At 42.2% G+C, this 24,783-nt stretch carries 25 protein-coding genes; all 25 read left to right on the top strand.

What is annotated here, in order from left to right; translation table 11 throughout:
• The first annotated feature begins 295 nt into the window (after nt 1-295).
• The 25 genes from smc (at nt 296) to flgC (ending at nt 24,758) form a co-directional block, all read left to right on the top strand.
• Entirely contained in the window at nt 296-3,862 is a 3,567-nt protein-coding gene (smc, locus tag FFL34_RS16680; RefSeq protein ID WP_138604441.1) for a chromosome segregation protein SMC, read from the top strand.
• A gap of 15 nt (nt 3,863-3,877) precedes the next feature.
• The gene (ftsY, locus tag FFL34_RS16685) at nt 3,878-4,879 is read left to right on the top strand and encodes a signal recognition particle-docking protein FtsY (RefSeq protein ID WP_138604442.1); all 1,002 of its coding nucleotides are present in this window, start codon (nt 3,878-3,880) and stop codon (nt 4,877-4,879) included.
• Nucleotides 4,880-4,950: 71 nt separating this feature from the next.
• A complete protein-coding gene (locus tag FFL34_RS16690; RefSeq protein WP_138604443.1) occupies nt 4,951-5,268 on the top strand; it encodes a putative DNA-binding protein in 318 nt (105 codons plus the stop codon).
• Between the two features lie 13 nt (nt 5,269-5,281).
• Nucleotides 5,282-6,625, top strand: coding sequence for a signal recognition particle protein (ffh, locus tag FFL34_RS16695; protein ID WP_138604444.1), 1,344 nt, complete (start codon nt 5,282-5,284; stop codon nt 6,623-6,625).
• A gap of 248 nt (nt 6,626-6,873) precedes the next feature.
• The gene (rpsP, locus tag FFL34_RS16700) at nt 6,874-7,140 is read left to right on the top strand and encodes a 30S ribosomal protein S16 (protein WP_138604445.1); all 267 of its coding nucleotides are present in this window, start codon (nt 6,874-6,876) and stop codon (nt 7,138-7,140) included.
• Nucleotides 7,141-7,159: 19 nt separating this feature from the next.
• On the top strand, nt 7,160-7,387 hold the full coding sequence (locus tag FFL34_RS16705; RefSeq protein WP_138604446.1) for a KH domain-containing protein: 228 nt from the start codon (nt 7,160-7,162) through the stop codon (nt 7,385-7,387).
• A 99-nt stretch (nt 7,388-7,486) separates the two neighbouring features.
• On the top strand, nt 7,487-7,876 hold the full coding sequence (locus FFL34_RS16710) for a YlqD family protein (RefSeq protein WP_138604447.1): 390 nt from the start codon (nt 7,487-7,489) through the stop codon (nt 7,874-7,876).
• An 11-nt stretch (nt 7,877-7,887) separates the two neighbouring features.
• Complete coding sequence (rimM, locus tag FFL34_RS16715) at nt 7,888-8,400, top strand: ribosome maturation factor RimM (protein ID WP_138604448.1); 513 nt, start codon at nt 7,888-7,890, stop codon at nt 8,398-8,400.
• Entirely contained in the window at nt 8,400-9,137 is a 738-nt protein-coding gene (gene trmD / locus FFL34_RS16720; protein WP_138604784.1) for a tRNA (guanosine(37)-N1)-methyltransferase TrmD, read from the top strand. Before rimM ends, trmD begins: the two co-directional genes overlap by 1 nt.
• A gap of 120 nt (nt 9,138-9,257) precedes the next feature.
• Entirely contained in the window at nt 9,258-9,602 is a 345-nt protein-coding gene (gene rplS / locus FFL34_RS16725; protein WP_138604449.1) for a 50S ribosomal protein L19, read from the top strand.
• A 156-nt stretch (nt 9,603-9,758) separates the two neighbouring features.
• Nucleotides 9,759-10,325, top strand: coding sequence for a signal peptidase I (gene lepB / locus FFL34_RS16730; protein ID WP_138604450.1), 567 nt, complete (start codon nt 9,759-9,761; stop codon nt 10,323-10,325).
• 11 nt (nt 10,326-10,336) lie between these two features.
• Nucleotides 10,337-11,185, top strand: coding sequence for a ribosome biogenesis GTPase YlqF (gene ylqF / locus FFL34_RS16735; RefSeq protein ID WP_138604451.1), 849 nt, complete (start codon nt 10,337-10,339; stop codon nt 11,183-11,185).
• A gap of 139 nt (nt 11,186-11,324) precedes the next feature.
• Nucleotides 11,325-12,095, top strand: a complete 771-nt coding sequence (locus tag FFL34_RS16740; RefSeq protein WP_138604452.1) for a ribonuclease HII — start codon at nt 11,325-11,327, stop codon at nt 12,093-12,095.
• 20 nt (nt 12,096-12,115) lie between these two features.
• Nucleotides 12,116-13,378 carry a hypothetical protein gene (locus FFL34_RS16745; RefSeq protein WP_138604453.1) on the top strand — a complete coding sequence of 421 codons (1,263 nt, stop codon included), beginning with the start codon at nt 12,116-12,118 and terminating at the stop codon, nt 13,376-13,378.
• Complete coding sequence (locus FFL34_RS16750) at nt 13,375-13,647, top strand: EscU/YscU/HrcU family type III secretion system export apparatus switch protein (protein ID WP_138604454.1); 273 nt, start codon at nt 13,375-13,377, stop codon at nt 13,645-13,647. The genes FFL34_RS16745 and FFL34_RS16750 overlap by 4 nt, the downstream gene beginning before the upstream one ends.
• A gap of 173 nt (nt 13,648-13,820) precedes the next feature.
• Nucleotides 13,821-14,984 (top strand): ADP-forming succinate--CoA ligase subunit beta, encoded by a 1,164-nt coding sequence (gene sucC, locus FFL34_RS16755; RefSeq protein WP_138604455.1) that lies wholly within the window; start codon nt 13,821-13,823, stop codon nt 14,982-14,984.
• Nucleotides 14,985-15,125: 141 nt separating this feature from the next.
• Nucleotides 15,126-16,028 (top strand): succinate--CoA ligase subunit alpha, encoded by a 903-nt coding sequence (sucD, locus tag FFL34_RS16760; RefSeq protein ID WP_138604456.1) that lies wholly within the window; start codon nt 15,126-15,128, stop codon nt 16,026-16,028.
• 130 nt (nt 16,029-16,158) lie between these two features.
• On the top strand, nt 16,159-17,052 hold the full coding sequence (dprA, locus tag FFL34_RS16765; RefSeq protein ID WP_138604457.1) for a DNA-processing protein DprA: 894 nt from the start codon (nt 16,159-16,161) through the stop codon (nt 17,050-17,052).
• Between the two features lie 130 nt (nt 17,053-17,182).
• Nucleotides 17,183-19,261, top strand: a complete 2,079-nt coding sequence (gene topA, locus FFL34_RS16770; RefSeq protein ID WP_138604458.1) for a type I DNA topoisomerase — start codon at nt 17,183-17,185, stop codon at nt 19,259-19,261.
• A 499-nt stretch (nt 19,262-19,760) separates the two neighbouring features.
• Complete coding sequence (gene xerC, locus FFL34_RS16775; RefSeq protein ID WP_138604459.1) at nt 19,761-20,669, top strand: tyrosine recombinase XerC; 909 nt, start codon at nt 19,761-19,763, stop codon at nt 20,667-20,669.
• Nucleotides 20,670-20,691: 22 nt separating this feature from the next.
• Nucleotides 20,692-21,237, top strand: coding sequence for an ATP-dependent protease subunit HslV (hslV, locus tag FFL34_RS16780; RefSeq protein ID WP_138604460.1), 546 nt, complete (start codon nt 20,692-20,694; stop codon nt 21,235-21,237).
• A gap of 17 nt (nt 21,238-21,254) precedes the next feature.
• Entirely contained in the window at nt 21,255-22,649 is a 1,395-nt protein-coding gene (gene hslU, locus FFL34_RS16785; protein ID WP_138604461.1) for an HslU--HslV peptidase ATPase subunit, read from the top strand.
• Between the two features lie 32 nt (nt 22,650-22,681).
• A complete protein-coding gene (codY, locus tag FFL34_RS16790) occupies nt 22,682-23,461 on the top strand; it encodes a GTP-sensing pleiotropic transcriptional regulator CodY (protein ID WP_138604462.1) in 780 nt (259 codons plus the stop codon).
• 440 nt (nt 23,462-23,901) lie between these two features.
• Nucleotides 23,902-24,300 (top strand): flagellar basal body rod protein FlgB, encoded by a 399-nt coding sequence (gene flgB / locus FFL34_RS16795; RefSeq protein WP_138604463.1) that lies wholly within the window; start codon nt 23,902-23,904, stop codon nt 24,298-24,300.
• 2 nt (nt 24,301-24,302) lie between these two features.
• Nucleotides 24,303-24,758: a flagellar basal body rod protein FlgC gene (gene flgC / locus FFL34_RS16800; protein WP_138604464.1), complete on the top strand. Its 456-nt coding sequence runs from the start codon at nt 24,303-24,305 to the stop codon at nt 24,756-24,758.
• Nucleotides 24,759-24,783 lie beyond the last annotated feature (25 nt).

Raw genomic sequence — 24,783 nt, forward strand, 5'->3', positions numbered from 1 at the left:
AATATCGTTGCAAAAAGCCTATGTACTGGATTAAGCCTTCTTTTGTTCTTTTCTTTATGATAAAATAAATGCGGTAAAATGCCAACTAGGAAAAAGTGCGTGTTCAACATAAAGGGCAAAAAGGATGGATCGACTAAATTCGTTACGTCCTATGCGTCGGCAGGCTAAGTTCGTCACATCCTGTGCGGGCGCCTGCACTAGCACGTCCTTGAAAAAGCAAACCGCTTTTTCTGCGTGCGATGTCTTGCTGCCGTAGCGTTCCTTGTCCTATGCGTCGAAATCTAGGAGAATGGTTATGTATTTGAAGCGATTGGAAAGTGTGGGGTTTAAATCATTCGCTGAACGGATTAATGTGGACTTTGTTCCTGGTATGACAGCGGTGGTTGGCCCTAATGGAAGCGGAAAGAGCAATATCACCGATGCGATTAGATGGGTGCTGGGCGAGCAGTCTGCACGGTCATTGCGCGGTTCGAAAATGGAAGACGTTATCTTTCAAGGCAGTGATACGAGACGGGCACTCAATTTTGCGGAAGTAACCCTCGTTTTAGAGAACAGTGACCAAACATTGCCGCTGGACTATGAAGAAGTAAGTGTTACTAGACGGGTCTATCGTTCCGGTGAAAGTGAATTTTATCTCAATAAACAGTCTTGCCGATTGAAAGATATCGTCGATTTATTCATGGATTCAGGACTGGGGCGTGAAGCTTTCTCGATTATCAGTCAAGGAAAGGTCGAGGAAATACTTAGTTCTAAAGCAGACGAACGGCGAACTATTTTTGAAGAAGCGGCCGGTGTCTTGAAGTACAAGCAGCGCAAGAAAAAAGCCGAGTATAAATTGGAAGAAACTCAAGAAAACTTGAACCGCGTGGAAGATATTATTTATGAAATTGAACAGCAGATTGGTCCGTTAAAAGAGCAGGCGGAAACGGCACGAACCTATCTCGAGAAAAAGGAGCAGCTGAAGCAGCACGAAATCTCGCTGCTCATTACAGAAATCGAACAGCTTCATGAACAGTGGCAGGCATTGCTGGATGAATTGGAGAAACAAAAAAACGAGGAACTGAATAAAAAAACAGCCATCCAGACAAAAGAGGCCGAGCTAGAACGGGAGCGACAGTCACTTCAGAAGCTTGATGAAGAAATTGAACAGCTGCAGGCGAATTTGCTGTCAACAACCGAACAGCTTGAACAATACGAAGGTAAAAAGCAAGTGTTTCATGAGCGAACGAAACACGCTACCGAAAATAAAGAAAAGCTAGAAGCACAGAAAAAAGAAACAGCAGAACGGATTGAGATGCTTGAGCATGAACTTCATCAGGAAAAGGAGAAGCTTGCATCTCTAAAGGAAAACCGCGACAATACAAAAGCGCAAGTTGAGCAGCTTGAGGCTAAGTTAACGACGGACAGGGATAATATTGCTGAACAAATTGAGGAATTGAAATCCGATTATATTGAGTATTTGAATGAACAAGCCGCCAAACGGAATGAAAAACAATCCATTCAGCAGCAGCTTGACCAAATTGCCGGTAAAAAAGAAAAACAGGCGGAGAAATTTGAAGATTTGCTGGCAGAGCGAAAAGAACTTAGTACGCAAACGGAAAAGCTAAAATCTGATTATGCTAAGCAAGAAGAATTATACAAGAAAAAATCTGAGACTGTTCATCAATTGAAAGAAGACCTTTCAACCAAACGTGATGCCTTTCAAGAAGCACAGAAAAAACTGTATCAAGGCTATCAATATATTGAAAAGCTGAAGTCCAAAAAAGAAATGCTGGAAGATATGAAAGAGGACTTCCAAGGTTTTTTCCACGGGGTTAAAGCAGTCCTTAAGGCGCGTGAGGACAAAAAATTGAATGGCATTCACGGGGCTGTCATTGAGCTTATTGACGTTCCAAAACAATATATAACCGCAATAGAAACGGTTTTAGGCGGCCAAGCACAGCATGTTGTGGTCGATGATGATCAGGCAGCACGACAGGCGATTAATTGGCTGAAAAAGACAAACAGCGGACGGGCTACCTTTTTGCCGCTTCAATCGATTCAAGCGCGGTTTGTTCCGAAAGATATGCTGGCAAAAGCGCAGAATCACCCTGGTTTTATTGGGGGTGCTGCAGACCTTGTGTCCGCACCGACTGTATTTCAAAAGGCAGTGAGCCACTTAATGGGACATGTCCTCGTTGCGAAAACATTGAAAGATGCTAATGAAATTGCTGGCCTTGTTAAGCGCAAGCATCGTGTCGTTACACTTGAGGGCGACGTGGTCAATCCGGGCGGGTCGATGTCCGGTGGTGCAAAGAAAAATTCAAAGCAGTCCCTGTTCACAAGAGAAAAAGATTTACAGGAAGTGACGGAAAAACTGGCTGATTTTCAGCAAAAAGCACAAACGTTTGAAAAGCAAGTTACCAAGCAGAAGCAACAGATCAGTGAGCTTGAAAAGAAGATTGCCGCTGAAGAAGAAGAGATTTCTGATGAACAGGAAAAACTGCAAGACATCCGCGCTTCCTTTAAAGAAGCAGAAATGAAATTGGCGTCCGTAAACGACAACCTTCAACTATATGACCAGGATAAACAGCAATTTGACCAGGATACATGCGACTTGCAATCACGTCACGAACAGCTGACGGACGAACTTGAGACTATTTCCGAACAGTTAGAGACAATCCAACAACAAATCGATGAGCTGTCCGAACAGGAAAAAACGTTTCAGGATAATCAGGAACAGTTGAAAACAGACTACCAGCAGGCACAAGTAGCGTTGGCTGAACAGGAAGAACGTCTGAAGAATCAGCGTGAAAAAACGAACAGCTTGCAAACACAGCTGGATGACTATCAAGAGCAATATGAAATTTATACCAATGATTTGAATGAGATACTAGAGATGCAACACGCTGAAGAGACCGAGGAAACGATTGAGGCTACGATCAAGCAAGCGAAAGAAGATAAAGAAGCAATTACAGCAAACATTCAAAAGATGCGTTCCAGTCGATCTGAACGTACCCAGCGCTTACAGGACCAGGACCGTGAGCTTAAGGAGGAAAGCAAACAACATCAAGCATTTAAAGAGGCGATTCAGGAAAAAGAAGTGAAGGTAAACCGTCTTGATGTCGAGCTGGAAAACCGCCTGAACAAGCTGCAGACCGAATACACGATGACATTTGAAAAGGCGAAACAAGATTATGATAAAACAGATAATATTCAACAAACGCAGTCAATGGTAGCGCAAATCAAGCAAGCAATCGACCAGCTCGGAACGGTCAATCTCGGCGCAATTGATGAGTATGACCGGATTGCCGAACGATATGAATTTTTATCCGGCCAGCAAAACGACCTTGTTGAAGCGAAACAAACATTGCACGCGGTTATTGCGGAAATGGATGAAGAAATGGAAAAGCGCTTCGGTGACACATTCGGACAAATAAAAGAAGCATTTGCTGTTGTCTTTAAACAACTATTTGGTGGTGGCAAGGCGGAACTGAAATTAACCGATCCGAAAAAATTGCTTGATACCGGTGTAGAAATTGTTGCGCAACCGCCCGGCAAGAAGTTGCAGCATCTTGGATTGCTTTCAGGCGGTGAACGGGCTTTGACGGCGATTGCGTTATTATTTGCTATTCTGCGCGTCCGTCCGGTACCTTTTTGTGTATTGGATGAAGTAGAAGCAGCACTTGATGAAGCGAATGTCGTCCGGTTTGCTAAATATTTGAAAACATACAGTAGCCACACTCAATTCATTGTCATCACCCACCGTAAAGGAACCATGGAAGAATCGGATGTCCTGTACGGTGTGACGATGCAAGAGTCAGGTGTATCGCGTCTTGTTTCGGTCCGGCTGGAGGAAACCGAGGAACTTATTAACGCGTAAGGAGGTAAATGTTTCATGGGATTTATGGATAAACTGAAAAATAAATTCAAACAGAACGATGAAGAAACAGAAGACGTTTCTAAAAAGTATAAAAAAGGAATGGAAAAAACACGCAATTCGTTTTCCGGAAAAATTAATGACTTGATTGCCCGTTACCGTAAAGTGGATGAAGACTTTTTTGAAGAGTTGGAAGAAGTGTTGATTGCAGCTGATGTTGGCGTCAATACTGTAATGGATCTTGTTGACGAGCTGAAAATGGAAGTAAAACGGCAAAACATTAAAGATACGAAAGAAATAAAAGATGTGATATCCGAAAAACTAGTCGATATTTACTATGGTGATGACGATGAGGAAGTTGAACAGCTTCATTTACGAGATGATGAGTTATCGGTCATTCTTGTTGTCGGTGTCAATGGTGTCGGTAAAACAACATCAATAGGTAAGCTTGCCCACCAATTACAGCAAGATGGCAAAAACGTCATGCTGGCGGCAGGGGACACTTTCCGTGCGGGTGCGATTGAACAGCTCGACATCTGGGGGGAGCGTGCCGGTGTTGACGTTATTAAACAGAGCGAAGGCAGTGATCCTGCTGCGGTTATTTATGACGGGATTAAGTCTGCCAAATCACGTAATGCCGATGTACTCATTTGCGACACGGCAGGCCGGCTGCAAAACAAAGTTAATCTAATGAATGAGCTTGCCAAGGTGAAACGCGTGATTGAGCGGGAAGTCCCGGGCGCACCACATGAAGTGCTGCTTGTACTTGATGCGACGACTGGCCAGAATGCCCTAAGTCAGGCAAAGACGTTCTCCGATGCTACCGACGTATCAGGAATTGTACTGACCAAGCTCGATGGGACGGCCAAGGGTGGTATTGTACTGGCCATCCGCAACGAACTGCAAATTCCGGTAAAGTTTGTCGGACTGGGTGAACAGGTAGAGGATTTGGAGCAGTTTGACGCCCATGCGTTTGTCTATGGATTGTTTGCGGATCTGCTTGAAGGTGACGAGGAATGATGGTAAACTTTTTGTAAAGGGATTTCACTTAACAATTCACGACTCACGTTTCGCATAAGGGGTGGTTAAGATTGCTGGAAAAAACAACACGAATTAATTACTTGTTCGATTTTTACCAATCACTGTTGACCCCGAAACAGCGCAGTTACATGGATATGTATTTTCGTGAGGATTATTCGCTTGGTGAAATCTCCGAGTTATTACAAGTTTCACGCCAGGCAGTGTACGATAACATCCGCCGGACGGAGACGATGCTTGAATCCTACGAAAAAAAGCTGGGGTTATATGATAAATTCCAAAAGCGTACTGCTATTTTGAATCGGATGGATTATGCGGCAGAAGACAGTCAAATGCAGGCGTTGATTCATCAATTAAAAGAATTAGAGTAGGGGGACACCTTCTATGGCATTTGAAGGATTGGCCGAGCGATTGCAGAGCACCATGAAAAAGATCACCGGCAAAGGGAAGGTCTCAGAGCAAGATGTTAAAGAAATGACACGTGAAGTACGTCTTGCCCTGCTGGAAGCCGACGTAAACTTTAAAGTCGTCAAAGACTTAATTAAACGCATTAAAGAGCGTGCTGTCGGCCAGGAAGTAATGGAAAGTTTAACTCCGGGACAGCAGGTCATAAAAGTAGTGAAAGAAGAATTATCCGAATTGATGGGGGGAGAGCAGAGCAAGATAGCTGTAGCTGACCGCCCGCCAACTGTCATCATGATGGTCGGTTTGCAAGGTGCCGGTAAAACGACGACAACCGGAAAACTGGCCAATCATTTACGTAAAAAGCATAACCGCTCACCATTGTTAGTGGCCGCTGACGTATATCGCCCAGCTGCTGTCGATCAGCTGGAAACGGTCGGACAGCAGCTTGGAATGCCTGTGTTTTCCAAAGGGACCGATGCGAATCCTGTTGATATTGCCAAAGAAGCGATTGAACAGGCAAAGAATGAACATAACGATTACGTCATTATCGATACAGCAGGCCGGCTGCATGTGGATGAAAACCTGATGGATGAACTGGATCAAATCAAAGCAGCGGTCAAACCGGATGAAATATTCCTCGTTGCCGATGCCATGACCGGTCAAGATGCTGTCAATGTGGCCGAAAGCTTTAATGAGCAGCTGGAACTCTCTGGGGTTGTTTTGACAAAGCTTGACGGTGATACACGTGGAGGTGCAGCACTTTCGATAAGAGCCGTTACTGGTAAACCGATTAAATTTGCTGGTATGGGTGAAAAACTTGATCAACTTGAAGCCTTTCACCCGGAAGGCATGGCGTCACGCATTCTTGGTATGGGTGATGTGTTAAGCCTGATTGAAAAAGCGGAAACCAATGTCAGTGAAAAGCAAGCCAAAGAACTGCAGGAAAAAATGCGCACAGCGACATTCACATTTGACGATTTCTTGGAACAGATGGGACAAGTGAAAAACATGGGCCCGCTCGAAGATTTGATTAGCATGATCCCCGGTGCCAACAAAATGAAAGGCTTAAAGAACGCACAAATTGACGAAAAACAACTTGTGTATGTGGAAGCCATTATTCAATCGATGACGAAGGATGAACGGCAGGACCCAAGCATCATGAATGCAAGCAGGAAGAAACGGATTGCTAAAGGCTCCGGGACATCCGTCTCGCAGGTTAACAGGCTATTAAAACAATTCAATGATATGAAGAAAATGATGAAACAAATGACAAGTGGACAAAAAGGGAAGAAAGGCAAAGGTATGAACCTGCCGTTTATGTAACCAGCTTCGGCGTACAGGACGTACTAGTACCAGCGTTGGCACAGGTGCGTTCTTAGCCTGCAAGGGCGCTTGTACCCTTGTTCGGAAAGCGAAGTTTATGCCAACTGCGGTAGTGCTAATCAATACACGAAAATAACCATAGTAAAAATATAAATTTTCTAAGGCCTGTAATGGAAAAACACTTTACAGACTTTAGGCCATCTGTTAGAATGTGAAACTGTGATATAAAAGTTATTGGAGGTGTAAACATGGCTGTAAAAATCCGTATGAAACGTATGGGATCAAAACGCAATCCATTCTACCGTATTGTTGTAGCTGATTCACGTTCACCACGAGACGGGCGGTTTATCGAGCAAATCGGGACATATAATCCCGTTGTTAACCCGATTGAAGTTAAGATAAATGAAGATAAAGCACTGGATTGGATGACAAAAGGTGCGAAGCCGAGTGATACAGTACGCAATCTTTTCTCTAAACAAGGCATCATGAAAAAATTCCACGAACAGAAAAACTAACTGTAAAGTAGTGGATATCATGAAAGCCCTGATTGAAACAATTGTCACACCGTTAGTCGATCAGCCTGAGGACATCGTTGTAACGGAAACAGAAGAAGACACCAAAATTGTTTTCCATCTAACCGTTAATCAAAATGATGTTGGCAAGGTGATCGGCAAAAACGGTAGAATTGCCAAGTCAATCCGTACGATTGTGTATGCTGCAAAGACGGATGCGAACAAACGTATTTATTTGGATATTATGTAGAGGGAGAGGGAATACCTTTCCCTTTTTACAAAGGTTATAACGTATCTTCTGTAGAGTTGTCTCTAAACCGAAACCGTTTAGAAAGCGTGGGGAACCAGTATGCAAATGATCAGGAAGGTCCTTGTTAAACAGGTTGTTACGGAGAAAAGTAAAGAAGAATTGCGGAAAAATTTTTATGACCATAAAATGCGGCTTGAACAAGAATGTCAACAGCTTCGGTTTGAACAGCGCAAGTTAGAGAATAAGCGAAATGTATCTAAGCAAGAAATTTCGGAGCGATTTCAACAAGAAATAAAAAATCGTAAAGAAAAAATGAAACTCGCTGATTTTAAACTTGAGCAGTTGGATATTCTGGAAATAGGTAGTGAAATAACGGAAAAAGAAGTTGACGCTCTTGTTGAAGTCAATGTAGGTGCGCATTGGGATGAAATCATGGGAGAAGCAGCCATTGTCATTAAAGATGGTGTCGTTGTCCGAATTGATCAGTAGCAGGTGATGATATGACAGAAATGTTTAATGCAGGCAAGATTGTGAACACACATGGTGTAAAAGGTGAGGTTAAGGTACAGCGGATTACGGATTTTGATGACCGGTTTGCAATTGGTAACAGGCTGATGCTTGAGAAGGAACACGGTCAGATAGAGGAATTGGTAATTGATGGGCATCGGATTCATAAAGGCTTCGATCTTATCCATTTTAAAGGCTATGATAATATAAACGATGTCGAGCAATGGAAAGGATATTACCTGAAAATCACCGAAGATCAGCTAACCGAATTAGATGAAGGTGAATTCTACTATCATGAAATTATTGGGTGTTCTGTTTATCTCACAAACGGTGATAAACTGGGAATAATCAAAGAAATCCTCGCGCCAGGTGCAAATGATGTATGGGTTGTTCAGCGCGAAAAAGGAAAAGATGTGTTGATTCCTTATATTGCGGATGTTGTCAAAGAGGTAGACGTCTCCGCCCAAAAAGTGGTCATCGAACCAATGGAAGGACTGCTAGATTGATGCATATTGATGTATTAACACTATTTCCGGAAATGATTGAAGGCGTATTACAAGCGTCGATTTTAAAAAAGGCGCAGGAAAAGGAAAAATTCAGTTATAATCTGGTGAACTTCCGTGATTACTCCACGAACAAACATATGAAAGTAGACGATTATCCGTATGGTGGTGGTGCGGGTATGGTCCTGACGCCACAGCCAGTGTTTGATACCGTAGAGGCTATAACAAACGATAGGGCAACAAAGCCACGAATTATTTTAATGTGTCCGCAAGGGGAGCAGTACAGCCAGCAGAAAGCAGAGGAACTGGCCGAAGAGGATCACCTTTTATTTATTTGCGGCCATTATGAAGGTTATGATGAGCGGATTCGAGAACATCTTGTAACAGATGAAATTTCCATTGGTGATTATGTGCTGACCGGTGGAGAACTTGGCGCTATGGTCGTGATTGACAGTGTTGTGCGTCTATTGCCGGACGTGCTTGGGAATGAAGCTTCAGCACCGGAAGACTCCTTTTCGACCGGACTCCTAGAGCATCCGCACTATACACGCCCCGCAAATTTCCGTGGCATGAAAGTTCCGGAGATTCTATTATCAGGAGATCATGGGAAAATTGCAGCATGGCGCAGCAACGAGTCGCTGAAACGGACGTATGAGCGGCGTAGAGATTTAATTGATGAAGCAACTTTATCAGAAGCGGATAAAAAAGTTTTGAATGAAATTAACCAGAACAAATGTTGAACTCATTAGTACCTTATGTTATATTAATTATTGTGCTTAAGTACGTTTTGAGCGCGTAAAAACGATGTTCCGCTGTCCCATAGCGAGATAAGAGCATTGGTTTGGAAGGAGTGAAGCAGGATGCAAAACATTATTGAAGAAGTGACAAAGGATCAACTTCGTACCGATCATCCTGAGTTCCGCCCAGGTGACACGTTGAAAGTTCACGTTAAAGTTGTTGAAGGTAGCCGTGAACGTATCCAGGTGTTTGAAGGTGTTGTCATCAAACGTCAGGGTGGCGGAATCAGTGAAACATTTACGGTAAGAAAAATTTCTTACGGTATCGGTATCGAGCGTACATTCCCGCTGCATTCACCTCGCATTGCGAAAATTGATGTTTCTCGTCGTGGTATTGTTCGGCGTGCGAAACTTTATTATCTTCGTAATCTGCGCGGAAAAGCAGCGCGTATTAAAGAACGTCGCTAATCCGCAAATAGAGATTGTTAAGAAAGGGGCTTGTAATATTCAAGCTCCTTTTTGCTTTTGAATTCATAATTTAAATACATATCTGAACAACATGTTATAATAAACTTATACAGAAGAGATAAGCTATACATATATTGTTGCAGGCGGTGGGTATATATGGAGAAAAAGAAGAAAAGCGAATGGTTTGATTGGATTAAAGCGTTATTAATTGCTTTCGGTATAGCTTTTATCATCCGGATGTTCTTTTTTACCCCGATTGTTGTTGACGGTCCATCGATGATGCCAACTTTACATAATGGCGATCAAATGATTGTCAACAAATTCATTTACGATATCCAGAATCCTGACCGATTTGATATCGTTGTATTCCATGCTTCTGAAAAAAAAGATTTCATTAAACGTGTAATTGGATTGCCAGGAGAACACGTGTCAGTAAAAAATGATGTATTACATATTGACGGTAAAAAAGTGAAGGAACCTTTTTTACAGGAACGAAAAGAAGACATGCATTCCTACCAAACATTGACGGGCGATTTTCAGCTTGAGGATCTTCCTGGCGAATACGAAACGATTCCGGAGGGTTATGTGCTGGTACTTGGGGATAATCGAAATAATTCTACAGACAGTCGGATGTTAGGGCTTGTTTCCATGGATAAGATTGTGGGGAAAACCAGTTTCATCTACTGGCCACTCGATCGAATTCAAATAATACATGATGATTAGGATGATTGATGTTGACGATACAATGGTTTCCGGGACATATGGCAAAAGCAAAGCGTGAAGTGGAAGAGAAGCTGAAGTTAGTTGATTTTGCGGTGGAGCTTGTTGATGCACGTGCCCCTTACTCCTCACAAAACCCAATGCTTCAAGACGTCTTACAGCAAAAGCCAAAAATGATTGTCATGATGAAAAAAGATCTTGCAGATGCCGAGATAACGGCTGATTGGCTTGCTTACTTCCATGATCAGGGAATGAAGGCTGTTGCCATTAATGTGAACGATAAAGCCGATATAAAACGTGTGATACAAACAGCGAACCAGATGAGCAAAGAAAAAATGGATAAGTTGCGGAAAAAAGGTATTAATCCGCGGGCTGCTCGGGCCATGATTCTTGGTATCCCGAATGTGGGTAAGTCGACGTTAATTAATCGTCTAGCCAATAAAAAAATCGCTCAGATTGGTGATAAGCCGGGCGTGACTAAGCAGCAGCAATGGATCAAAGTTAAAGGCGACTTTGAACTGCTTGATACCCCGGGGATTTTATGGCCGAAGTTTGAGGAAGAAATCGTTGGTTACCGGCTGGCAGCCATTGGCACTATTAAAGATCAGCTCCTGCCGCTGGATGATGTTGTCGCATTTGTCATTCAGTATGTGCAACAATACTATCCGGACCAGTTGGAAGAGCGTTATGGAATTGGTCGAGATGCAGAAGACATGTGGGACATATTTGTTTCTATTGGCAAGCAGCGCGGTGCATTAGAAAGTGGTGGCAACGTCAATTTTGATAAAGTAGCTGATTTGGTTATCCGTGACCTCAGGACAGGGAAGCTTGGTGAGATGACATTGGAAACGCCTCCGCAGTAGATGAAAAAATCTGCCGTGGAGGTGTTTTAATGTAATCATAGTAGAGTTGATACCTGTTTTTTGGTATCATTGTGTTGGTTTATTTTACTTTATAGTTATAAGCAGAGGGCCGATATTAACATAAAACGCAGGTGATAAATTGGAACAACAGTCGATAGCAGTATTAAAACAGTTATTTGAAGCCGATGAATTGAATGAAACATACATAAATCAACTTAAATCAGATGAGCGTAAAGGGGTACAAAAGCTCATTGAACGGTATGAGCAGAAAAAATTAAAGGAAAAAGCATTGGAAGACAATTTTCTCCGCATGTCCCGGTACGAACAAAAACATTATGCAAATGGTTGTGACTTTATAGCTGGGATAGATGAAGCAGGCCGTGGTCCGCTGGCAGGTCCGGTTGTCGCTGCGGCTGTTATTTTGCCGCGTGATTTTAAATTGCTGGGGTTGAATGATTCTAAACAATTGAATGAACAGACGCGCGAAAAATATTTCACCATTATCAAAAATGAAGCTGTTAGTTACGGTGTTTCGGTAATTGATAATCAAAAAATCGATGAAATCAATATCTATGAAGCTACGAAACTAGCTATGTATGATGCAGTTCAACAACTGGATCCGGCCCCGGAACATATCCTGACTGATGCAGTGTCACTTGAAAGATTGTCGTGTACGTCCGAGGCAATAACTAAAGGGGATCAGGAAAGCGTATCCATTGCTGCTGCGAGTATTTTAGCAAAAGTTACTAGGGACCATTTCATGAAGGAGTTACATGAGCAATACCCGGCGTATGGTTTTTCGTCTAATATGGGTTATGGGACGAAACAGCATCTAAACATGCTCGCTGAACAGGGTATTTCCCCTTATCATCGGAAATCATTTACACCAGTACGCAATGCTATCAGCTAGTAGATCAGGGGGGTGTCTGCATGCGTGTGCAGCAATTGCCAGGAAATCGAGTATCTCGAAGCACGCCACAAGCTTTACAGCCCGGTCAAATTGTTCAAGGTAAGATTATGAAGTTATACGCAAATCAAACTGCGCAAATCCAACTAGGTTCTAGGAAAATGATTGCCCAACTCGAGGCATCTTTAACAGTTGGTGGAAGGTACCACTTTCAGGTACAGCCGTCAGATGAATTAATTCATTTACGTGTTATTGGTGGACAACTACCAAAACAGGGTGCTGGAGACGAGATGGAATTGCTTAAACAGCTTGGGTTCAAGGCATCAAAGTCGCATGCGGACCTCGTGCAGACACTTAACAAGGAAAAGATTCCATTTACCAAAGAACAATTGCAAGGGGCTTTCCGGTTATTGAATGAATCTAAAAGCACACAGCAGACACAGCAAATCATAAGATACATGTTTGCAGCTGACTTACCTATCACAAGATCTATTTACCAAGCAATGGACTCTGTCCGCTCTACCGGCATGACCGAGCAAATGACATTGTTACTCAATCAGTTAAGACGTAATCCTAATCCGAGCAATCTGCACCAAAAACTAATGCACCAATTACAACAAATGCTTGAACCTTCCTTAGGCAAACCTGAGGATTCCTTTTTGTTTGCATCACCAAAGGAACAATTGTTAAATCACGTACGGCAAGTGCTTCAATTCACCGGACTGAACGATGAAAATGTGCTTGCTACCAACAGGATGAAGGAGCAGCATACGATTAAATCTATGTTGCTGCAATTTCTCCAGCAAGGCGATGGCGCTGCCCAAGAACAATCGCGAAAGCTCCTGCATTTCCTCAACGGTATGCAGTTGCACTCGGTTCAAGAAACAGCAAATGTTCTACAGGCACATTTGCAGCTGCCTGGAGCGAAATTAGGGCTGTCTAGCGATATGGATATGCAATTTACAGGAAATAAAACCGATAACGGTACAATCAGCACCGATTCCTGCCGTATTTTGTTTTATCTTGAACTTACTAACTTAAAAGAAACGATTGTTGATATGCATATTCAGAAACGAGCTGTTATAGTAACGATATACAATGATCACGAGGACTTGCGAAAACAGTCGACTAGTCTTAAACCAAAGTTAAAGGAAGGGCTAAAACACCTTGATTATCAACTTTCCACACTTACGTTCCAACCAATAAATGAAAAAAATCAATTGGATAGCGCCCGCGTAAAGACAGCGTACTCAAAATCATATCAAGGAGTGGACTATCGCATATGACAATTAAACGAAAGAAAGCTGTGGCGATGCGGTACAATCGGGATCGTGACCGGGCGCCAAGCGTTGCCGCATCAGGGAAAGGCTTGATTGCTAGCGATATGATTCAACGGGCAAAAGCGCACCATGTTCCTATACAGGAGGATGAATCGTTGGTGGAACTGTTGGCCGAGTTAAATATTAACGAAACCATACCAGAGGAACTCTATCAGGCTGTTGCTGAGGTGTTTGCCTTTGTATATAGGACAGATCAGCATCTGGGAAATAAATAAGCCATCTTTTCTCACATAGTATCTAGTGACTCCAGGAAGTGACTGACGTAAGTGAAAATGAACACCGTTATCGTATCACACTTCATACCAACTTGCTTAATCTCTATTTCTTGTGCAAATACTAGTTTTTTTATACAATAGGAATGCAGTGAATTTTGATGGGAGGATAAATTATGAACATTCATGAGTATCAAGGCAAAGATATCTTGCGCGAATCAGGCGTAAGTGTTCCGAATGGGCATGTGGCATATACGGTTGACGAAGCAGTTGAAGCCGCCAATAAACTGAACGGTAGCGTTACTGTTGTAAAAGCGCAAATCAATGCCGGCGGTCGGGGTAAAGCCGGCGGTGTTAAAATTGCCAAAAATTCGGATGAAGTGCGTACATATGCGAATGAAATTTTAGGCAAAAATCTAGTGACGCATCAGACTGGTCCTGAAGGTAAAGAAGTGAAACGCCTACTGATTGAGGAAGGTAGCGATATTAAAAACGAATATTATGTGGGCCTTGTACTTGACCGTGCCACATCTCGTGTTGTCATGATGGCATCAGAGGAAGGTGGAACGGAAATCGAGGAAGTAGCTGCAGAGACACCAGAAAAAATCTTTAAAGAAGTAATTGATCCGGTTGTCGGACTCTCTGGTTATCAAGCACGCAGATTGGCGTTTAATATCAATATTCCGGACGAATTAATCGGCAAAGCGGCTAAATTCATGATTGGACTTTATAACGTATTTGTGGAAAAAGATTGTTCTATTGCCGAAATTAACCCGCTTGTAACAACTGGTGATGGGGAAGTAATGGCACTTGATGCTAAACTGAATTTTGATGACAACGCCTTGTTCCGCCATAGAGACATCGCCGAATTGCGAGACGTGGAGGAAGAAGATGAAAAAGAAATTGAAGCATCCAAATATGACTTAAGTTATGTTGCGCTTGACGGCAATATTGGCTGCATGGTCAATGGTGCAGGACTGGCAATGTCAACGATGGATATTATTAAACATTATGGCGGCGAGCCTGCTAACTTCCTTGACGTTGGCGGTGGTGCGACAGCGGAAAAAGTTACCGAAGCATTCAAAATCATTTTGTCCGATTCAAATGTAAAAGGAATTTTTGTCAACATTTTCGGCGGAATCATGAAATGTGATGTCATCGCAGAAGGTGTTGTAGAAGCAACGAAACAAGTAGGGCTTGATATTCCACTTGTTGTACGCCTGGAAGGAACGAATGTTGAATTAGGCAAGCAAATTTTGGACGAGTCAGGTCTGAACATCACATCTGCTGGGTCCATGGCTGACGGCGCAGAGAAGATTGTATCCGCAGTAAAAAAATAACGAAGAGGCGTCCGTTTCGTGATCATTGAGGTCAGGTTAGAGAATGCTCACTCAAATCGCGTGGAGCCGAACTGAATATGAAAATTTTCAAACTGCAGGATAGCTTATCGGATAGATCATATGTAGAAAGGACGGACGAAAATGAGTGTATATGTCAATAAAGATACAAAAGTTATTGTCCAGGGAATCACTGGCGGAACAGCCAAATTCCATACGAAACAAATGCTTGAATATGGTACGAAAGTAGTTGGCGGTGTTACACCGAAAAAAGGTGGAACAGAAGTCGAAGGTGTTCCAGTATACAATACGGTACAGGAAGCCGTTGATGCAACTGGTGCCAATGCATCTGTTGTTTATGTTCCAGCGCCAGCAGCTGCTGATGCGATTCTGGAGGCGGTTGATGCTGAACTGGATTTGGTTATCTGTATTACCGAACATATTCCGGTAATGGACATGGTTAAAGTGAAACGCGCCATGGAAGGTAAGAAAACGCGGCTTGTCGGTCCGAACTGCCCGGGTGTTATCACTGCTGATGAGTGTAAAATCGGTATTATGCCAGGATATATCCATAAAAAAGGACACATCGGTGTCGTCTCTCGTTCCGGTACATTGACGTATGAAGCCGTACATCAGCTATCAGAAGCTGGTTATGGCCAGACAACTGCTGTTGGTATTGGCGGCGACCCTGTCAATGGCACAGACTTTATTGATACACTGCAAGCTTTCAATGAAGATCCCGAAACAGAAGCTGTTGTCATGATTGGCGAAATCGGCGGTACGGCTGAAGAAGAGGCAGCTGAATGGGTGAAGGCAAACATGAACAAACCGGTTGTCGGCTTTATCGGTGGAGCAACGGCACCTCCGGGAAAACGGATGGGCCATGCTGGTGCAATCATTTCAGGTGGTAAAGGAACGGCTGAAGAAAAAATCCGTACGATGAATGAATGTGGAATTAAGACAGCTGATACACCAGCAGAAATCGGTGAAACGATGATTAACGCTCTAAAAGAAAATGGTCTAGAGGAGAAGTGTAAAACACACTAATTGATTGTTAAAAGCAGAAACTCGGGAGGGGTGCTTTCGGGTTTCTGTTATAATATTTTCTTCGTTTTGGACACGTACTTAAGATTATTATTTTAACCGTTAACATATATTTTTAAAAGGAAGTGATCAGTTGGAAAAAACCCGTAAGCGATTGATTCATATCTCCCGATGCCGTGGCGTTACTCGTAGGACTATACGTCAATTTATTCGCTATGACCCTACATTGGAAAGTATTTATAAACTTACACCTTCTGCCATTAACCAACACTTTTCATTGCCACTTAAGAAAGCCTCCCTGTTTTATGCAGAACTCCGTAATTCCAAAGTGAAAACGCAAATTCAACATGACTCGAAATACTGTCGGATTATAACAGTAGTTGACGATACCTATCCGCCTGTGTTAAAAACTATTAAAGATGCGCCATTAGTGTTATATGCATTAGGGGATTTAAATTTATTGACACAGCAACCTATGTTAAGTGTGATAGGTACGAGGAGACCATCACAGGAAGCAATGCCCAAGATGAGAGAATTTGTACTGCCGTTAGTTAAACAAGGGTGGATTATCGTCAGTGGGATGGCGAAAGGAATTGACAGCTATGCACATCATCTTGCAGTAAATCACGATGGTAAAACAATTGCTGTGTTGGGCAGCGGTTTTAATTATATTTATCCGAGACAGAACGTCCAACTGTTCAGGCGAATTGCCACCAAAGGATTAGTGCTATCCGAATACGCTCCGAATACCCCGCCGGAAAGATTTCATTTTCCTGAACGAAATCGAATCATCAGTGGATTGTCATTTGGTACGTTTGTTATTGAAGCTACCGAACGTAGCGGTACGTTAATCACAGTGGATCAGGCACTTGATCAGGGAAGAGACGTGTATGCGCTTCCGGGGTCACCAATGGCCACATACGCTAAAGGATGTAATAAAATGATTCAGGATGGGGCGAAACTGGTGCAGAATCCGGAAGATATTACAGATGAATGGCAGGCAATGGAATCATATTGGGTCATATGAACTTTGGCAAGCACATACCATAGTTGACAAACGAAATGTAACTATTTACTATTAGTGAAGATTTCCATTTAAGAAGAGGACGTGCAATATCTATCATTAAAAATGCGATCCTCATACGGGAGGAGAACATATGTCAGATTATCTCGTGATCGTTGAATCGCCGGCAAAGGCGAAAACGATTGAACGCTATTTAGGAAAAAAATATAAGGTGAAAGCATCCATGGGACATGTCCGAGATTTACCAAAAAGTCAAATGGGTGTTGATCCGGATAATCAATATAAACCGAAATATATCACGATTCGTGGTAAAGGGGACGTATTAAAAGATTTAAAATCTGCTGCCAAAAAGGCTAAAAAAGTATTTCTTGCAGCGGACCCTGACAGAGAAGGGGAAGCAATTGCCTGGCATTTGGCATATGCTTTAAATGTTGATGAAGATTCCAAATGTCGTGTTGTTTTTAATGAAATTACAAAAGATGCAATTAAGGAATCATTTAAAAATCCGCGTTCCATTGACCATGATTTGGTCGATGCACAGCAGGCAAGGCGGATTCTCGACAGACTTGTCGGCTACAATATTAGCCCCCTACTATGGAAGAAAGTGAAAAAGGGGTTAAGCGCCGGCCGTGTACAGTCGGTTGCCGTAAAAATGATTATTGACCGAGAAAAGGAAATTCAAAATTTTAAACCAGAAGAGTACTGGTCCATTGAAGCTAACTTTCATAAGGATTCAGAGAGCTTTGAAGGATCGTTTTATGGTGTGGACGGCAAGAAGCAAAAACTAAAGTCAGAGGCTGATGTTAAAGCGGTTACGGAAAAGTTGGACGGGAAGAAATTTTCCGTTGATAAGGTGAATAAACGAGAACGTAAACGTAATCCGGCGAAACCGTTTACAACATCTTCCTTGCAGCAGGAGGCAGCACGCAAACTAAACTTCCGTGCCAAGAAGACAATGATGGTTGCCCAGCAATTGTACGAAGGAATTGATCTGGGAAAGAAAGCCGGGGGAATTACCGGTCTTATCACTTATATGCGTACGGACTCGACACGTATATCAGACACCGCAAAACAGGAAGCAAAAAACTATATTGAAGAAACTTACGGCAAAAACTTTCTTGGTTTTTCCAAAAAATCTAAACAGCAAGAAGGTGCACAGGATGCCCATGAAGCAGTCAGGCCTACTTCAGTCTCGCGGGATCCGAAGTCACTAAAACCGATTTTGTCAAGGGATCAGTTCCGTCTTTATAAATTGATTTGGGAACGATTCCTCGCAAGTCAAATGGCTCCCGCTGTTATGGACACGATGACGGTTCATTTATTTAATAATGGGGTTGAATTCCGGGCAACTGGTTCAAAAGTCAAATTTAAAGGTTTTATGAAGGTTTACGTAGAAGGAACAGATGATAAGAAAAAAGACGATAATAAATTTTTGCCTGACTTGACGGAAGGCATGGTTGTAGAGGCGAAGGAAATTACACCAAATCAGCATTTTACCCAGCCACCGCCAAGGTATACAGAGGCAAGGCTTGTTCGAACAATGGAAGAACAAGGGATTGGCCGACCTTCAACTTATGCGCCTACATTGGATACCGTTCAGCGTAGGGGCTATGTGCAGCTGGACAACAAACGATTTGTACCAACAGAATTGGGCGAAATTGTTATTGATATTTTAAAAGAGTTCTTTCCACAAATTATAGACCTTGATTTCACTGTTAAAATGGAAGAGGATTTAGACGCTGTAGAAGAAGGGAAAGCTAAATGGATTGATGTTTTAGATGAATTTTACGTAGATTTCCGGAAGCGCCTCGAAAAAGCGGAAGAGGAAATGGAAAAGGTGGAGATCCGCGATGAGCCAGCCGGAATTGATTGCGAACAATGCGGGCATGAAATGGTTTATAAAATGGGGAGATATGGCAAATTTATGGCTTGTTCCAATTTCCCGGAGTGTCGGAATACCAAGCCGATCCTGAAGAAAATCGGGGTCACCTGTCCGCGTTGCAAGAAAGGCGATATTGTGGAACGAAAATCTAAAAAGAACCGCAAATTTTATGGTTGTGATCAATATCCGGAATGCGAATTTGTATCATGGGATAAACCTATCTCCAGACCTTGCCCGAAATGTGGATCACTCATGGTCGAAAAGAAAACGAAAAAAGAATCGCGTGTACAATGCACTAATTGTGATTATCGAGAAAGTGAAGCGAATTGACCGCCACACAATCCTTGGGCGGTTTTTTTTTGAAAAAATAAGTATATATAAAATGAATCAATACAATTTCTATTGGCAATGTTAGGTCACCTCCGGATTCGATGTACAGGACGCACTAGTACCAGCCCCGCACAGTAGATTGGTTCTAATTTTGCAAAGGCGCTTGCTCCTTTGTTCCTGAAATGTTTGAAAAGTTTCTTGTTAGGGAATAATGTTACTATGAGGTTAATACCTGCCTTTAACTTGTGAAACTCTTTTGATAATTTATTTCTTATTGATTGACTATTGGAAAGGAAACCGTTATAATTGCGCCTTGGTAAGGTGATTTACTTGACAGGCACCTTCATACTGCGTTTTAATCGTTTTGGCAAAGATATTGAAGTTTATAAATCCAAACAAGTTTGTGGTCGTTTCAGAATTTTGTTACAATTTTGTTAAGTTTATTGCTTTGTTTTATTTTCTGTGGTATGCTTTATTCGCTGTTTAGCGGGGTGAAAATGTGGACCAATTAACTGCATCAAGCAAGGCATTCATGGAATATCTTCAAATTGAAAAAAATGCTTCGCCCTATACCATTACGTATTATGCCGATGATTTAGAGTCTTTTTTTCAATTCTTGCATCAAGAGAGTGTTGATGACCTTCAAAATGTTGATTACAAAGTTATCCGGTCGTTTTTGACTGCTTTGTATAACAAAAAATTAGGGAGAAGATCTGTATCCCGTAAAATTTCCAGCCTGAAGAGTTTTTTCAGGTTTCTTGAGCGGGATAACCAAGTGAGTGGCAATCCATTTCTCCACGTGACCCTTCCGAGGGCGGAGAAGCCAATTCCGGGGTTTCTATATATGGAAGAACTTGAAAAGCTTTTCGAGGTAAGTGATTTATCCGATCCGATAGGACAGCGAAACCAAGCTATCATTGAAACGCTTTATGCGACTGGCATTCGCGTCAGTGAATGTCAGCGAATGCAGCTGTTTGATATTGACTTTACTATCGGTACCATGTTTATAAAGGGAAAAGGAAGTAAGGAACGGTATATCCCATTTGGTCGTTTTGCAGAAGTCGCATTAGAAAATTACATAAATGATGGCAGGAATAAATTGCAGCAAAAGGCTACGTCACCGACAAATGCTGTCTTTTTGAATAACAGGGGCGGTGCGCTGACAGCCCGGGGTATACGGGTTATTCTGAATAAAATGGTTGAAAATGCTGCTTTGACAGTCAATGTGTATCCGCATAAATTGCGGCATACATTTGCGACCCATATGTTAAACGAAGGTGCTGACCTCCGGACGGTACAGGAATTGCTTGGACACGAAAATCTAGCGTCCACGCAAATTTATACACATGTGACTAAAGATCGCCTGCGCAGCGTATATATGAATAGCCATCCGCGGGCAACTGATTAATAACTTTAAAGAGGTGATGAGCGTGACAGCTGAAATGCATGCAACGACAATATTTGCTGTCAGGCATAATGGACAATGTGCCATGAGTGGGGATGGTCAGGTAACCCTTGGAAATGCGACCATCATGAAACACAAGGCTAAAAAAGTTCGTACATTATATAATGGTCAGGTTCTGGCGGGATTTGCCGGATCTGTGGCAGATGCATTTACACTATTTGAGAAATTTGAAGGCAAACTTGAATCATTTGACGGCAATCTTGCCAGATCAGCTGTTGAGCTAGCAAAAGAATGGCGCAGTGATAAAGTTCTTCGCAAATTGGAAGCAATGCTTATTGTCATGAACAAGGATAAAATGTTCCTTGTTTCCGGGACCGGTGAGGTCATTGAGTCAGATGATGGCATTCTTGCAATCGGCTCTGGCGGAAACTTTGCGCTTAGTGCCGGCAGGGCCTTGGTCAGACACTCTAGTGATATGTCAGCACGAGACATCGCCAGGTCTGCTTTAGAGATTGCCGGAGAAATTTGTGTCTACACGAATAATCAGATAACCTTAGAGGTTCTTGATTAGTTAGGAGGCTTTCGTTCATGGGAGTTCATTATACCCCGAAACAAATAGTCGAAAAGCTGGATCAATATATTATAGGTCAGCCGGAAGCTAAAAAATCGGTAGCCGTAGCTTTGCGGAACAGGTACCGTCGTATGAAGTTAGATGACAAACTGAAAGAAGAAATCGTACCGAAAAATATTTTGATGATCGGTCCGACTGGGGTAGGTAAAACAGAGATTGCCCGACGGCTTGCGAGTATGGTCAACGCTCCCTTTGCAAAAGTGGAAGCGACGAAGTTTACCGAGGTAGGCTATGTAGGCCGTGACGTGGAATCAATGGTTCGTGACCTTGTGGAAATGGCTTTACGTATGGTTAAGGAAGAGAAAATGGAAGAAGTGAAAGACAAAGCAGGCGAAGAAGCGAATAAAAAGCTGGTGCAGCTACTTGTACCACAGGCAAAAAAACAAAATAATGTGAAAAACCCGTTTGAAATGTTATTTTCTGCACAGAATGATGATGAAAATGACAATCATTCATCCACAAATGATGAGGAAATACGAAATAAACGGAAACGAGTGGAACATCAGCTGGCGTTGGGGGAATTGGAAGATCAGCAGGTGACCATTGAAGTCGACGAACAGCAGCCGTCTATGTTTGATATGCTGCAGGGGTCCGGGATGGAGCAAATGGGTATGAATATGCAGGATGCGCTAGGCCAGTTCATGCCGAAGAAAAAGAAAAAACGCACGCTCCCTGTTTCGGAGGCAAGAAAAGTGCTGACACAGCAGGAGGCCCAAAAGCTTGTCGATATGGAAGAGGCAGCTGAAGAAGCAATTAACAGGGCTGAACAGACCGGAATTCTGTTTATCGATGAAATTGACAAAGTTGCCGGTAAACAGGAAAATTCCGCAAACGTGTCTCGTGAAGGTGTACAGCGGGATATACTACCGATTGTCGAAGGATCAACCATTGTTACCAAACACGGTCCGGTAAAGACGGATCACATGCTGTTTATTGCAGCAGGAGCATTTCATACAGCAAAACCTTCTGATTTAATACCTGAACTACAAGGAAGATTTCCGATTCGGGTTGAACTTGAAAAGCTGGCTGTCGATGACTTCAAGCGAATACTGAAAGAACCGTCAAATGCGTTATTGAAACAATATTCGGCATTATTAAAAACAGAAGGTATAAATGTTGTGTTTACTGACCAAGCTGTAAATAGATTGGCAGAAATTGCTTATCAGGTAAACCAGGAAACAGACAATATTGGTGCGAGGCGGCTTCATACCATTCTAGAAAAATTACTGGAAGATTTATCGTTTGAGGCGCCCGATGTTAACATGGAAACAATTGAAATCACCGATAGTTATGTTGATAAAAAATTAAGTAACATTGTAAAAGATAAAGATCTAAGTCAATTTATTCTTTAAATGGAAAGAAACGAAACGGAGGACACAAAATTATGGAACTTTTAGACCGCGCAAGAAAAATTAATGCAATGCTTCAAAAAACAACCGGAAAGTCTGTGAATTTCAATGACATGTCTGCAACCCTTAGAGATGTTATTACTGGAAATGTGTTTATTGTCAGCAGACGCGGGAAATTGCTTGGATATGCAATTAACCAGGAGATTGAAAATGAACGCATGAAGTCAATGCTTGAGGAAAGGCAATTCCCGGAAGGATATACACAAGGGTTATTCAATTTCACAGAAACTACTGCTAACTTGGATATTGACAGCCCCTATACAGCATTTCCTGAAGAAAACCGTGAATTGTTCAAAAACGGACTGACAACCATTGTGCCGATTATCGGCGGTGGTGAGCGACTAGGAACGTTAGTGCTGAGTAGGCTATCGGACAGCTTTGGTGATGATGATCTGCTTCTCGCTGAATACGGTGCAACCGTTGTGGGTATGGAAATTCTGCATGAAAAATCGGAGGAAATTGAACTGGAAGCAAGAAGTAAAGCTGTTGTCCAAATGGCGATCAGTTCCCTGTCATATAGTGAATTAGAGGCAATCGATCATATTTTTGAAGAATTGAATGGCAATGAAGGGCTGCTTGTCGCAAGTAAAATTGCCGACAGAGTAGGTATCACCAGATCTGTTATCGTCAACGCCTTAAGAAAACTTGAAAGCGCAGGGGTCATTGAATCACGCTCCCTCGGTATGAAAGGTACGTATATTAAGGTATTGAATGATAAGTTTCTTGTTGAGCTGGAAAAGCTTCGTTCAAGATAAACAAATAAAAAATAGTAAAAACGGCTATCATTGGATAGTCGTTTTTTATATAGCTAAAAAATTACAGATTTGGTTACCGTGGACAACTAAGCCCCTTGGTCAGTGGGGGTTATCTAGTACATGCACGCTTAGAAAAAACACGGGCCTAGCCTCGCCCGATAGCGAGTGCCGAAGTTTTTTTTACAAGGTCTTCCAAAATTTATACTGACGTTATAAAAGTTTTTCTGAGTCTTTTTTTCTGCAAAAAAGAAAATATGGTCTAAGAAAATGGAAAAATAAGCATAAAAAAAGGGGAAAAGTCCTAGATATTTAGAATGAATTCTTTTTCACAAAACGAAAAGTGTCGAATTATGATGGACTTTGTAGTCTGTTTGGATTAAAATGTTCGTATAAGAACAATAGATAGTGTCCGTCAATCTTTTAAAGAGGGGGGGTAACAAATGAATCTTTTTAGTGGCACCATCCAAACGCTAGAAGGGTCACTTGATTTTGCTTCCGCTAAAAATCGGGTTATCTCAAATAATATTGCAAATGTCGACACGCCGGGATATAAAACAAAGGATGTTACATTTAAGCGTGTTTTCGATGAGGAATTAAACGTGTCTTTTCAGGCAAAGCAAACACAACCACGCCACATTCCCTTTAGTCAGGAAAATCCACAGCAGCCATTCCAAATCGTTACCAAACAAAACACAACATATAACCATAATGGCAACAATGTTGATATTGATAAAGAAATGACAGAGCTTGCGAAGAACCAAATCTATTACCAAAGTCTAGTAGATCGGTTAAATGGTAAATTCAACAATCTGCAGACTGTCATCAAAGGAGGAAGATAACGATGTCGGTATTCCATGCTATTAACACGAGTGGCAGTGCTTTGACTGCGCAGCGCCTACGAATGGATGTCGTTTCGTCTAATATCGCCAATGCACAAACAACAAGAGCTTCCGTGAACGAAAATGGTGATTACGAACCATATAGGAGAAAAATGGTTGTTATGGAGCCAAAAGGTGAAAGTTTTCAGTCTTTCCTTCAACAAGCTACTCATTCAGCAGCAAGTTCAAGTCAAGGGGTGAAAGTATCTGAAATAACGGAAGACCAAACGCCTTTTAAAACTGTCTATAATCCGAATCATCCGGACGCGAATGAGGCTGGTTATGTACATATGCCAAATGTTGATCCGTTGAAAGAAATGGTTGACTTAATGAGTACAACAAGATCATATGAAGCGAATATCACTTCATTAAACGCGAGTAAAAATATGCTAATGAAAGCGTTGGAAATTGGTAAATAATACCGTGATTCCACGGAAAGGAAGA

The sequence above is a fragment of the Lentibacillus cibarius genome, assembly GCF_005887555.1.
GTDB lineage: Bacteria > Bacillota > Bacilli > Bacillales > Amphibacillaceae > Lentibacillus > Lentibacillus cibarius.